Below are 13774 nucleotides of genomic sequence, written 5' to 3' on the forward strand. Positions count from 1 at the left end.
CGCAGAGCTTGCCCGGCCACCTGCGTCGGCACCACTCGCGCACGGCGTGGGCTGATGTTGCAGGGTGGGTGATGTTCCCGGAGGGGAGGGGAGAACAGCGGTGTCCGACCACCAAACCGAGCTCGGTCGGGTGTGGTCCGAGGTGGTGCACGAGCTGTCCTCGGGCACGCTCTCCCCACAGCAGCGCGCCTGGATGCGCGTCACGCGCCCCATCGGCCTGCTGGACGGAACTGCTCTGCTCGCCGCGCCGAGCGACTTCGCGAAGGAAGCGATCGAGCGCGCGCTTCGGGAGCCGATCACCGATGCCCTGTCCCGTCGTCTCGGGCGGGACGTCTCCCTCGCGGTGAAGGTCGACACCGCGGTGCCCGCGCCGACCCGGGCGTCGACGCCTCCGCCCGCACCGAGCGCGACCGCGCACATGGACGCCGCGGCCCCCCGGAACAGCACGAACACAGACCGGACCACGGCGACCGGCTCGTCCACCCGGCACGAGTCGGCCGGGCACGGTTCCGTCCGGTCCGAAACCTCACGGCACCAGTCCACTTCGCACCGGTCAGCCCCGCACCAGCCAGGGCTGCCGTACGACGCCTCCCCGTACGTGACGGCCACACCCGATTCCGGTCGGTACGGCACCGTGACTCCGGCGGAGGTGCACCGACCCACCGAGTCGGCCCCCGGTACGTCCGCTTCGGACACGCACCGTCCGCACGAACACACCGAGACCCCGCGGTCCTACGGTTCCACGCAGACACCCTCCTACGGCTCCCAGGCACCGTCGTACGGCTCGACCAGCGAGCCTCACCGGAGCCAGGAGTTCGGCGCCACGACGCGCGGCGGCGATTCGCGTTCCTCCGGCCGTTACGTGCCCGGAAACCAGTCGTCGGGCACCTTCTCGTCGGACGGGCACTCGTCGGGCCGGCAAGCGAGCGGTGACCACTCGACGTACTCGACCGACGGTCACCGCGCTCCGGACAGATCCGAGTCCCGCACTGCCGGGAGTCTCCCGGCCGGCACCTCGGCGGGGGTCGCCGAATACACGTCGGCGGCCGACCATTCCGTCACACCCGGCGAGGACACCAAGCGCGCCGACGACACCCCGGACTGGCCGACCAGCGACAACGCCGCGAACGACACGGCCGACGAGGACGAGCAGCAGGACTCTGCCGAGGACGAGGTCGACGAGGAGCGCGAGGCCCTCGACGCGGCGAACGAGATCTGGCCGACCTTCGGGCGCGGGCAGTACCCGGAGACGCAGCAGGGGCAGCCCTACACCGCGCCCAAACACGCGCCGCCGACCTCGCAGACCCGGCTCAACGCCAAGTACACCTTCGACACCTTCGTCATCGGGGCGTCGAACCGGTTCGCCCATGCCGCCGCCGTCGCGGCGGCCGAAGCACCGGCGCGCGCGTACAACCCACTGTTCATCTGGGGCGAGTCCGGACTCGGCAAGACGCACTTGCTGCACGCGGTCGGCCACTACGCGCAGCGGCTGTTCCCCGGGATGCGGGTGCGCTACGTCTCGACCGAGGAGTTCACCAACGACTTCATCAACTCGCTGCGCGACGACCGGCAGGTGGCCTTCCAGCGCCGCTACCGGGACGTCGACGTGCTGTTGGTGGACGACATCCAGTTCCTGGAGGGCAAGGAAGGGACTCAGGAGGAGTTCTTCCACACCTTCAACACCCTGCACAACTCGAACAAGCAGATCGTGGTGTCCTCCGACCGTCCGCCGAAGGGCCTGCGGACACTGGAGGACCGGCTGCGGACGCGCTTCGAGTGGGGCCTGATCACCGACATCCAGCCGCCCGAGTTGGAGACGCGGATCGCGATCCTGCGCAAGAAGGCGGCACAGGACCGGCTGGCGGCGCCTGCCGAGGTACTGGAGTTCATCGCCGCCCGGATCGAGCGCAACATCCGCGAACTCGAGGGCGCTTTGATCCGGGTCACCGCGTTCGCATCGTTGAACCGGCAGGCGGTGGACGTCTCGCTCGCGGAGATCGTGCTTCGCGATCTCATCCCGGACTCGCAGACGCCGGAGATCACCGCGCCGACGATCATGGCCGTCACGGCCGAGTACTTCGCCGTGACTGTGGACGACCTGTGCGGGACCGGGAAGACGAAGGCGCTCGCGCAAGCCCGTCAGATCGCGATGTATCTGTGCCGTGAGCTCACGGACTCCTCGCTGCCGAAGATCGGCCAGAGTTTCGGCAACCGCGACCACACGACCGTCATGCACGCGGACAAGAAGATCCGCAAGGAGATGGCCGAGCGTCGTCGTGTCTACGACCAGGTGCAGGAACTGACCTCCCGCATCAAGCAGCAAGCCGCGCGCTGACCGGCCCCTGCTTCCTTCCCTGCCGCGTTTCGTAGCGCCTCCGCTGACGCGCGCCGGTTGGCAGTGCAAGTGCGCGCGTCGTCACGATGCCGCCCCTCCAGCGGAACCCTCGTCCCTCGCACCGGCACGCTGACGCGCCGTCGTCCGCCCACGGTGTGAGCACGGAACTTTTCTGTTGCGGTACTCGGACGCGATCCACCCGGGCCGGCAGGCAGCTTCATGGTGATGACGCCGGGGTTGGCGGGCTCGGCGAGCTCGTTCTTCGTCTCCGCCGCACCCGTCACCGGAGGCGGACGTGCTCGCACTTTCCGTCGCACCGCGCCGATCTCGTCACACCGCCCGAACAGAAAAGTCCGCACCAGCGCGAGATGTCCACAACCGATCCGTCCCCAAGGCTGACCAGCGCTTGTCTCCGATCCACCCACAAGCTGTGCACAACCTGTTCCCGATCTGCCCACAGGCTCGGCGTGGTTGATCACAACTAGCCCACAGCTTCACCCACAACCCGATCCGAGTGAATCCGCCGGAGACGAGCGACCCACAGAGCTTGGGTACAACTCGGCGCCAAGCTGGGGACGCAACTGTGGACAGCTACCCGGGCGGTGTGGACGGATCCGGCCGACCCGCGAACCGTCCACGTCCGGCCCGATCCATCCACCGCCACCGTCCCGGACTGGTCCACACCGGCACACGCACCCTGACCTGCACGAAGACCGGTTGTCCCCACTACCCACAGGCCCTACTACTACGACTGTCTTGTTCTCCCTCTTGAAAAGAAACAAAGAGAAGTAAGGGGGCGGTGGACACGTGGACAACCGGCGGCGAACACCTCGACCGGCTTCGGAGAAGTGCCTCGACCCGGATGCGGAGATCGGTCGCCACGCTCTACGGTGGAAGCTCCGCGAACCCCACGGCTCAGTTCCGAGTACGGAGTTCGCGGTGTTCGTCCTGGACCACTCGGCGCCGTCACGAGTCGGGGCCGCCCCGGATCTCGGTAGGTACGTGCCACCGAGGGGTTCGGAACGAGCACCGCACGCGCGGACGCACCTCAGGCGCGGGGTGCACAGACCCGAACTCGTCCCATCCGCCGTTCTCCGCCCGGCCCCGCCGGAACCGAAAGGACATCCATGAAGATCCGCGTGGAACGTGACGGTCTCGCCGACGCCGTCGCCTGGGTCGCGCGCAGTCTGCCGTCGCGGCCGCCGGTCCCGGTGCTCGGTGGGGTACTGCTCGATGCGAGTTCCGGTGACGGGCTGACGATTTCCGGGTTCGACTACGAGGTCTCCGCGCAGGTCACGGTCGAGGCCTCCATCGACGCGACGGGCAAGACGCTCGTGTCCGGCCGGCTGCTCGCCGACATCACCAAGGCGTTGCCGAACCGGCCCGTCGAACTCACCGTGGACGGCTCGCGGGTCTCGATCACCTGCGGCAGTGCGAAGTTCAGCCTGCCGACGATGCCTGTCGAGGACTATCCGGCGTTGCCTGACCTGCCCGCGCACGCCGGGTCCGTGCCCGGCGACTCGTTCGCCGAGGCTGTGGGACAGGTCGCGGTCGCCGCGGGCAAGGACGACACGTTGCCGATGCTCACCGGCGTTCGCATCGAGATCAACAGCGACCGGCTCACGATGGTCGCCACGGACCGGTTCCGGCTCGCGATGCGCGAGATCACCTGGGACCCGGGCCAGGAAGTCGCCGACACCGCGGTCCTCGTCCCCGCGAAGACGCTCGCCGATTCCGCGAAGACGCTCGGTGGGGCGGGCAGCAAGGTCGAACTGTCGCTGGCCTCCGGCGACGGTCTGCTCGGCATGTCCGGCAGCACCAAGCGCACGACCTCGCGACTGCTGGACGCGGAGTTCCCCAAGTACCGCCAGCTGTTGCCGGACAGTGAGGCGGTCAGCGCGATCGTCGACGTGGCCGCGTTGGTCGAGGCGATCAAGCGCGTGTCGCTGGTCGCCGAGCGCGGCACCCAGGTCCGCTTGGAGTTCTCCGAGGCGGGGTTGCGGCTGACCGCGGGAGGCGACGACGAGGGCAGCGCGGAGGAGGAGTTGCCGGTCGAACTCACCGGGGAGGGGCTGACCATCGCCTTCAACCCGGCTTACCTGCTCGACGGGCTCGGCGCGCTCAAGACCGACCGCGCCAAACTCCAGTTCACCACGTCGAACCGGCCTGCCTTGATCAAACCGGTCGACGACGAGGGACAGGTCGTCGAGGGCTACTTGTACCTGCTCATGCCGGTTCGGTTGCCCGGCTGACCGGCCGGACCCCACCGCATCCACCCCGCGTTCGTCAGAGGAGTTTCGCGTTGCAGCTCGGACTGGTCGGCCTCGGCCGAATGGGTTTCAACATGCGTGAGCGGTTGCGCGCCGCCGGCCACGAGGTCGTCGGCTACGACCGCAACGCCGACGTCAGCGACGTCGCCTCGATCGCCGACCTGGCCGCCGCGCTGCAGGGCGAACGGGTCGTGTGGATCATGGTGCCGCACGGCGACCCGACCCGCGAGACCGTGGAGGAACTGGCAGCGGCACTCTCGGCCGGTGACCTGGTGATCGAAGGCGGCAACTCGAAGTTCACCGACGATCAGGAGCACGCCGCGCGGCTCGCCGAGAACGGCATCCGCTACGTCGACGTCGGCGTCTCCGGCGGGGTCTGGGGCGCGACGAACGGGTACGGGCTCATGGCAGGCGGGGACACCGCCGACGTCGAGCGGGCGATGCCGATCTTCGACGCGTTGCGCCCGGAGGGTCCGCGCGAGGAGGGTTTCGCGCACGCGGGCCCGGTCGGGGCCGGGCATTACGCGAAGATGGTGCACAACGGCATCGAGTACGGGTTGATGCAGGCGTACGCCGAGGGTTTCGAGCTGCTCGCGGCCTCGGACGTGGTCACCGACGTCCCGGCCACGATCAAGGCATGGAGCCGGGGCACCGTGGTGCGTTCCTGGCTGCTCGATCTGCTGGTGCGCGCACTCGACGAGGACCCCGAACTCCAGGAGCTCCGGGGGTGGGTCAGCGACTCGGGTGAGGGGCGCTGGACCGTGGAGGAGTCGATCAACAACGCGGTGCCGACCCCGGTGATCACCTCGGCGTTGTTCGCCCGCTTCGCGTCCCGGCAGGAGGACTCCCCGGCGATGAAGGCGGTGGCGGCGTTGCGCAACCAGTTCGGCGGCCACTCGGTACAGAAATCGGACAGCTGATCCCGGCGAACCTGCCCCGCGTCCGTGCGTGGCGTGCTCACCCGGCTGTGGACAACATGAGAACCTGTGGACAACTCGGTGGATGCTGAACCACCACCGAGAGATCTTCGCAGGTCACGAACGTCCCGCCGGGTCGTTTTGTCGACATGTCGTCTCGACTTGTCCACAGGGTGCCGTTCTCGTCCCGCCGCGCAGGACCCCGACTAGGTTGGATCGCCGTGTACGTCCGCCATCTGCAAGTGAGCGACTTCCGCTCGTGGCCGCACGCGGACCTCGCCCTGGAACCGGGGCCGTGCGTGTTGGTCGGGGCCAACGGCCAGGGCAAGACGAACCTGGTCGAGGCACTGGGCTACGTGGCCACCCTGGGCTCACACCGTGTCGCGAGCGACGCGCCGCTGGTCCGGCACGGAACCTCGCGCGCCGTCGTGCGTGCCGCGGTCGTGCACAACGGACGGGAACTGCTCGTCGAGCTGGAGATCACGCCGGGCAAAGCCAACCGCGCGCGACTCAACAGGGGCGCTGCCACGCGTCCGCGAGAGGTGCTCGGCGTGCTACGCACGGTGCTGTTCGCACCGGAAGACCTCGCGCTGGTACGCGGCGACCCCGGTGAACGGCGGTCGTTCCTCGACGAGCTGCTGACCTCCCGCTCGCCCCGGTACGCCGGTGTCCGGTCGGACTACGAGCGAGTCCTCAAACAACGCAGTGCGCTGCTGAAATCGGCAGGGGCGGCGAAGCGCGCAGGCGCTCGAGCGGATCTGTCGACGCTGGAAGTCTGGGACGGGCACCTCGCGCACTACGGCGCGGTGTTGCTGGCGGGGCGACTCGACCTCGTGGCGGACCTCGCGCTCCACGTCACGGACGCCTACGCGAGCGTGGCGGCGACCGGAACGGACCCCACACCGCAGGATCGGCGCGCGAACATCCACTACCGCAGCAACCACTCCGAGGCGTTCCCCGAGAGCTACGGCGTCGAGGGCGGTCCGCGTGCGGACCCGGCCAAGCTCGAAGGCGCCCTGCTCGCGGAGCTGGAGCGGATGCGGTCGCAGGAGCTCGAGCGCGGGGTGTGCCTCGTCGGGCCGCACCGCGACGACCTGGAACTCGTGCTCGGCGAGTTGCCTGCGAAGGGTTACGCGAGTCATGGGGAGTCGTGGTCGTTCGCCCTGGCGTTGCGGCTGGCCGCGTACCGGATGCTCACGGAGGATGGCGCGGAGCCGGTGTTGATCCTCGACGACGTCTTCGCCGAGCTGGACCGGCGGCGCCGCGCGCGGCTCGCCGAGCTCGTCGCCGGCGCGGAGCAGGTCCTCGTCACGGCCGCCGTGCTCGAGGACGTGCCTGAGGAACTGGCGGGACCTCGGTTCGACGTGCGGGAAGGGGAGGTGCACCGTGCCGAGCAGTCGTGATTTGTTCACCGACAACGACGACAGGGACGACAATGACCCACTCTCTGTGACTGCCGACACATCGAAAGGCCCTCCAACTGGGGATAACCCTGTGGACGCTGTGGACAACTCGACTGCGTTCGGTGATTCGGCGTCCGGTCACGACGGCGCTGCGGCGGGTTCCGACCTCGCCCGCGCCGCCCTCGAAGCCGCCCGTTCCCAGTCGCAGGCGAAGGCTCGGGCGAACGCGGGGGCCCGGGGGAAAGTGCGCACCCGGCGTCCCGGCAGTGACGGGGTCCGTCGCAGGCGCGGCTGGTCGGGCGCAGGCGCGGACGATCGTGACCCGCAGCCGCTCGGTCGCATCGCGTCCCGCATCGCCGGGGAGCGCGGGTGGAGCGACAAGCTCGCCGGCGGCCGCGTGTTCGACCGGTGGGCGTCGCTGGTCGGCGAGGACATCGCCGAGCACACGACGCCGGTGACTCTCACCGACGGCGAACTCACCGTCCAGGCAGAGTCCACCGCGTGGGCGACCCAGCTGCGCCTGCTGCGCAGGCAGCTGCTGCAACGCATCGCCGACGGCGTCGGCAACGGCGTCGTCAAGCGCATCAAGGTCCAGGCACCCGCCGCGCCGAGCTGGCGGAAGGGTCCTCGCCACATCTCCGGTCGCGGCCCCCGGGACACCTACGGATGACCTCGGCGTGTCGCGCTCGACGATCGGCGCCGAGAGGGTTCGCTGGACCGGCGGAGGCCCCTCGAAGGTGGCTGAGGTCGATCTGTGGGCTCAGAGAGCAAATCAGACGTGTCCTTGCCGCACTCCTGAAATGCTCGACCAGTAGAATCGAACGGGGTGTGCGCCGGAACGGTCGGCGGAGACCGGCAGAACGGTCACCGAGCCCGTCCCAGCGGACACCCGGCGGCCCCGAGTGGCGTCCCAGTCCGCTGGGTGCTCGGGGCCACCACCGTGCTGCGCCGCGCGCAGCGCACACCCAGCGGCGACACGCGGCTTCCGGGCCGACACGAGGAGACATCGAGGCCAGTGGCATCGAAAAAGAACGACTACAGTGCGTCCTCCATCACCGTCCTCGAAGGTTTGGAGGCCGTGCGCAAACGGCCCGGCATGTACATCGGGTCCACCGGTGAACGTGGTCTGCACCACCTGGTTCAGGAGGTCGTGGACAACTCCGTCGACGAGGCGATGGCCGGGCACGCCTCCCAGGTCGAGGTCACTCTGCTCGCCGACGGCGGCGTCCGCGTCGTCGACGACGGCCGCGGGATCCCCGTCGATACCCACCCGGTCGAGAAGAAGCCGACCCTGGAGGTCGTGCTGACCGTTCTGCACGCGGGCGGCAAGTTCGACGGCAGTTCCTACGCGGTCTCCGGCGGACTGCACGGTGTCGGCGTCTCCGTGGTCAACGCGTTGTCGAGCGCGCTCGAGGCCGAGATCCACGTGGGCGGCCACGTGTGGCGGCAGCGCTACGAGGACTCCAAGCCCGTCCAGGACGTGCAGAAGGGCGAGTCCACTCGTCGGACCGGCACGTCCATCACTTTCTGGGCGGATCCGAAGGTGTTCGAGACGACCGTGTTCAACACCGAGACGATCGCGCGTCGACTGCAGGAGATGGCGTTCCTGAACAAGGGCCTGACCATCGTGCTCCGTGACGAGCGCACGAGCGAGGACGACGCCTCCGGTGAGGACGCCTCCGGCGAGCAGGCGCAGGTGCGGGAGCAGAAGTTCGAGTACCCCGGCGGACTGGAGGACTTCGTCCGGCACATCAACGCGACGAAGGACCCGATCCACAAGAAGCCGGTCTCGTTCTCGGCCGCCGGCGAGGGCCACGAGGTCGAGGTCGCGATGCAGTGGAACAACGGCTACAACCAGTCGGTCTACACCTTCGCCAACACCATCAACACCCACGAGGGCGGCACTCACGAGGAGGGCTTCCGCTCGGCGCTGACCCGGGTGGTCAACGCCTACGCCAAGGACAAGAAGCTCATCAAGGACAAGGACGGCGCCCTCACCGGTGACGACGTTCGCGAGGGGCTGGCGGCGATCGTGTCGGTGAAGGTGGCCGAGCCGCAGTTCGAGGGCCAGACCAAGACGAAGCTGGGCAACACCGAGGTCAAGTCCTTCGTGCAGACCCAGTGCTTCGAATGGCTCTCCGACTGGTTCGAGCGCAACCCGTCGGACGCGAAGACGATCATCAACAAGGCGGTCTCGTCCGCGCAGGCACGCCAGGCTGCGCGCCGGGCGAAGGAGCTGGTGCGCCGCAAGTCCGCGATGGACATCGGCGGTCTGCCCGGCAAGCTCAAGGACTGCCAGTCCAACCAGCCGGACGAGTGCGAGCTCTACATCGTCGAGGGTGACTCGGCAGGCGGTTCGGCGAAGGAAGGCCGCGAGTCGCAGTTCCAGGCGATCCTGCCGATCCGAGGCAAGATCATCAACGTCGAGAAGGCACGCATCGACAAGGTCCTCAAGAACAACGAGGTCCAGTCGATCATCACCGCGCTCGGCACCGGGATCCACGACGAGTTCGACATCTCGAAACTGCGGTACCACAAGATCGTGCTCATGGCCGACGCCGACGTGGACGGCAAGCACATCCAGACGTTGCTGCTCACGCTGCTGTTCCGGTTCATGCGGCCGCTCATCGAGAACGGGCACGTGTTCCTCGCCCGGCCGCCGCTGTACAAGATCAAGTGGCCGCGGGCCGAGCCCGAGTACGCCTACTCGGACCGCGAGCGCGACGCGCTGCTCGAGGCCGGAGCCGCCGACGGCAAGAAGGTCCCGAAGGACGACGGCATCCAGCGCTACAAGGGTCTCGGCGAGATGAACGCCTCCGAGCTGTGGGAGACCACGATGGACCCGGCGACACGGCTGCTCATGCAGGTCACGCTCGACGACGCGGCCACGGCCGACGAGCTGTTCAGCGTGCTCATGGGCGAGGACGTCGAATCGCGCCGCTCGTTCATCACCCGCAACGCCCGGGACGTCCGGTTCCTGGACGTGTAGTCCCGGACCCCGGCGCCAGCACCCACCAGACCAACCCCGTCGGAACGTTCTCCGACACCGACGACAAGGACGGGCATGACCGAGACCCTGCCCCCGGAAGGCGACCGGACCGAACCGGTCGACATCCAGCAGGAGATGCAGCGCTCCTACATCGACTACGCCATGAGCGTGATCGTGGCCCGGGCGCTGCCCGACGTGCGCGACGGCCTCAAGCCGGTGCACCGCCGCGTGCTGTACGCCATGTTCGACTCCGGCTTCCGGCCGGACCGCGGGTACGTGAAGTGCTCCCGCGTGGTCGGCGAGGTGATGGGTAACTACCACCCGCACGGCGACTCGGCGATCTACGACACTCTCGTGCGCCTGGCCCAGCCCTGGGCGATGCGTCACCCGCTCATCGACGGCCAGGGCAACTTCGGCTCGCCCGGCAACGATCCCGCCGCCGCGATGCGCTACTGCGTCACCGGCGACACCCGGGTCAAGATGGCCGACGGTTCGTCGCCGCGGATCGCCGACATCGTGCCGACCGCGCAGCCCGACAACGACTACGACGTCGATCTGAAGGTCATCGGCCGTCACGGTGACCCGGTCCGCGCGGAGAAGCTGTTTCACTCCGGGCAGCACCCGACGCTGCGGCTCCGCACCACCGGCGGATTCGAACTCACCGGCACTCAGAACCATCCGGTGTTGTGCCTGGTGAACGTCCTGGGCGTGCCGACCTTGCTGTGGAAGCTCCTCGACGAGATCCAGTCCGGCGACCGGGTAGTCATGCAGCGCACCGATGCGCCGGAGGACGTGGCGCTGCAGGATGAGCGGGACTGGGACCGCGCGATGCTGGCGGGTGCCTTCGTCAGCGAAGGATTCGTCTCCGAGCACCGCGCCGGGTTCACCAATGTGGACGCCGGGTTCTTCCGCTCCATCGTCAACTGCTTCGACGCCGTTGTCGGCGGTCGGCGGTACGTGTCGAGTCGCACCATCGCTTCCGGAGCGACGCTTCACGAACTCGACATCCAGGACATGACCGCGTTCCGGCGTAGTCCTCTCGCCTCGATGATCGGGCAGCGCTCGGCGGACAAACGAGTCCCTGAGTTCGTGTGGACCGGCGAGAAGAGCATGAAGCGGGCGTTCCTCGTCGGTCTGTTCACCGGCGACGGGTCGTGCTCGGCCCTTCCGCGTAACCCGGTCCAGATCTCCTACTCGACCTACAGCGCGCGGCTCGCCCGTGAGGTCCAGCAGCTCCTCCTGGAGTTCGGCGTCGTCTCGGCGATCACCGAGTACGCGCGTGGCGAGTTCAAGGTCGTCATCACGAATCGCCGGGACGCGAGACTGTTCGCGACCAGGGTCGGATTCGACGACGTCAAGCAGGACAAGCTGACCGGCATTCTCGACGCGATTCCCGAGTCCAGCCGTGCGATGAGCAACGACCACGTGCCGTTCGTCGCTGACTACATCCGTGAGCACGGGGCGAACCGCTGGACGGAGCGCGACTGGCTGCGCGGGCACAACGTCGACCGGATCGAGCGATCCGAACAGCGTCGCGACGAGATCTCCGAACGGATCACGAACCGCGAGACACTCGACGTCGTCGAGCCCTTGGTCGACGGACGGTACTACTACGCCGAAGTGGAGTCGGTCGTCGATGCCGGTGTGCAGCCGGTATACAGCCTGCGCGTGGACAGCGACGATCACTCGTTCGTGACGGACGGGTTCGTCAGCCACAACACCGAGTCCCGGCTGGCGCCGTTGGCGATGTCGATGCTGGCCGACATCGAAGAAGACACCGTCGACTTCTCCGACAACTACGACGGCCGGACCCAGGAGCCGGACGTCCTGCCGTCGCGCATTCCGAACCTGCTGGTCAACGGCGGTGGCGGGATCGCGGTCGGGATGGCCACGAACATTCCTCCGCACAACATGCGCGAGGTCGCCGACGGTGTCGTCTGGGCGTTGGACAACCCGGAGTGCACCGACGACGAGCTGCTCGAGGCGCTGCTCGAACGGATCAAGGGCCCGGACTTCCCGACTCGAGGGTTGATCCTGGGAACCAACGCGATCTCCGAGGCGTACCGGACCGGACGCGGCTCGATCAAGATGCGGGCCGTCGTCGACGTCGAGGACGACAGCAAGGGACGCACCATTCTGGTGGTCTCCGAGCTGCCGTACCAGGTCAACCCGGACAACCTCATCGAGACCATCGCGACGCTGCACCGCGACGGCAAGATCTCCGGCATCTCGGACATCGCCGACGAGTCGAACGCCCGGCGCGGTATGCGGATCGTGATCACGCTCAAGCGGGACGCGATCCCGAAGGTCGTGCTCAACAACCTCTACAAGCACACCCAGCTGCAGACCACGTTCGGCGTGAACATGCTGGCGCTGGTCGAGGGCGTGCCGCGGACCTTGCGGCTCGACCAGATGGTGCGGCTCTACGTCCGGCACCAGGTCGACGTCATCGTCCGGCGTACCCGATACCGGCTCCGCAAGGCCGAGGAACGCGCGCACATCCTGCGCGGTCTGGTCAAGGCGCTGGACGCGTTGGACGAGGTCATCGCGCTGATCCGGCGTTCACCGACGGTCGACGACGCCCGCACCGGCTTGATCGAGCTGCTCGACGTGGACGAGGCCCAGGCGAACGCGATCCTGGAGATGCAGCTGCGGCGGCTGGCGGCGCTGGAACGCCAGAAGATCATCGACAACCTCGCCGAGATCGAGCGGGAGATCGAGGATCTCAAGGACATCCTGGACAAGCCGGAGCGGCAGCGCACCATCGTCCGCGACGAGCTCATGGAGATCGTCAACAAGCATGGTGACGACCGTCGGACCAAGATCGTCCCGTACGAGGGCGAGGTCTCGATGGAGGACCTCATCGCCGACGAGGACGTGGTCGTCACGATCACCCGGACCGGCTACGCCAAGCGGACCCGCACCGACCTGTACCGGGCGCAGAAGCGGGGCGGCAAGGGTGTGCAGGGAGCGCAGCTCAAGCAGGACGACATTGTCTCGCACTTCTTCGTGTGCTCCACGCACGACTGGATCCTGTTCTTCACGAACAAGGGCCGGGTCTACCGGGCGAAGGCCTACGAACTCCCGGAGGCCAACCGCACCGCGCGCGGTCAGCACGTGGCGAACCTGCTCGCGTTCCAGCCGGACGAGCAGATCGCCCAGGTGATGCAGATCAAGGACTACACCGTCGCGCCGTACCTCGTCCTGGCCACGAAGAAGGGCCTGGTCAAGAAGTCCAAGTTGACCGATTTCGATTCCAACCGATCGGGTGGACTTATCGGCGTCAATCTGAAAGACGAGGACGAGCTCGTCGGGGCGGTGCTGTGCTCCGCGGACGACGACCTGCTGCTGGTGTCGGCCGAGGGGCTCTCGATCCGCTTCCACGCCACCGACGAGGTGCTGCGGCCGATGGGGCGGGCTACCTCGGGTGTGCTGGGAATGCGTTTCAACAGCGGCGACGAGTTGCTCGCGATGGGAGTGGTCCGGCCGAACCGGTTCGTCCTCATCGCGACCGACGGAGGATACGCGAAACGTACGCCGATCGAGGACTATCCGGTGCAGGGTCGCGGCGGTAAGGGCGTGCTGACGATTCAGCACGACCGTCGACGTGGCACGCTGGTGGGCGCACTCATCGTCGAGCTCGAGGACGAGTTGTACGCGATCACCTCCCAGGGCGGGGTCATCCGGACCACCGCAAAGGAGGTGCGGAAGGCCGGTCGGCAGACGAAGGGGGTTCGCCTCATGGACCTCGGCGGCGGAACCTCGGTGGTCGCCGTGGCACGCAACGCCGACGAGGCCGGCGATCCGGATGCCGCAGGACCGGAACAACGACAGTAAGGTGACGCGGTGCACGCTGTGCG

At 67.9% G+C, this 13774-nt stretch carries 7 protein-coding genes; all 7 read left to right on the forward strand.

Translation table 11 applies throughout. The features are described 5' to 3' along the window. The first annotated feature begins 100 nt into the window (after nt 1–100). The 7 genes from dnaA (at nt 101) to gyrA (ending at nt 13751) form a co-directional block, all read left to right on the forward strand. The gene (dnaA, locus tag GIY23_RS00005) at nt 101–2335 is read left to right on the forward strand and encodes a chromosomal replication initiator protein DnaA (protein ID WP_154074790.1); all 2235 of its coding nucleotides are present in this window, start codon (nt 101–103) and stop codon (nt 2333–2335) included. Between the two features lie 1127 nt (nt 2336–3462). Continuing rightward, nucleotides 3463–4587, forward strand: coding sequence for a DNA polymerase III subunit beta (gene dnaN, locus GIY23_RS00010; RefSeq protein WP_154074791.1), 1125 nt, complete (start codon nt 3463–3465; stop codon nt 4585–4587). Nucleotides 4588–4637: 50 nt separating this feature from the next. Next, the gene (gnd, locus tag GIY23_RS00015; RefSeq protein ID WP_154074792.1) at nt 4638–5525 is read left to right on the forward strand and encodes a phosphogluconate dehydrogenase (NAD(+)-dependent, decarboxylating); all 888 of its coding nucleotides are present in this window, start codon (nt 4638–4640) and stop codon (nt 5523–5525) included. 218 nt (nt 5526–5743) lie between these two features. Further along, on the forward strand, nt 5744–6925 hold the full coding sequence (gene recF / locus GIY23_RS00020; RefSeq protein WP_154074793.1) for a DNA replication/repair protein RecF: 1182 nt from the start codon (nt 5744–5746) through the stop codon (nt 6923–6925). Between the two features lie 100 nt (nt 6926–7025). Further along, the gene (locus GIY23_RS00025; RefSeq protein ID WP_154078482.1) at nt 7026–7595 is read left to right on the forward strand and encodes a DciA family protein; all 570 of its coding nucleotides are present in this window, start codon (nt 7026–7028) and stop codon (nt 7593–7595) included. A 345-nt stretch (nt 7596–7940) separates the two neighbouring features. Then, complete coding sequence (gyrB, locus tag GIY23_RS00030) at nt 7941–9914, forward strand: DNA topoisomerase (ATP-hydrolyzing) subunit B (protein WP_154074794.1); 1974 nt, start codon at nt 7941–7943, stop codon at nt 9912–9914. A 75-nt stretch (nt 9915–9989) separates the two neighbouring features. Further along, a complete protein-coding gene (gyrA, locus tag GIY23_RS00035; RefSeq protein WP_154074795.1) occupies nt 9990–13751 on the forward strand; it encodes an intein-containing DNA gyrase subunit A in 3762 nt (1253 codons plus the stop codon). Nucleotides 13752–13774 lie beyond the last annotated feature (23 nt).

The sequence above is a fragment of the Allosaccharopolyspora coralli genome (assembly GCF_009664835.1).
Lineage (GTDB): Bacteria > Actinomycetota > Actinomycetes > Mycobacteriales > Pseudonocardiaceae > Allosaccharopolyspora > Allosaccharopolyspora coralli.

Bases quoted from the DNA above. Each gene is read 5' to 3' on its own strand.
- dnaN (WP_154074791.1), top strand. From the start codon at position 3,463: ATGAAGATCCGCGTGGAACGTGACGGTCTCGCCGACGCCGTCGCCTGG.
- gyrA (WP_154074795.1), top strand. From the start codon at position 9,990: ATGACCGAGACCCTGCCCCCGGAAGGCGACCGGACCGAACCGGTCGAC.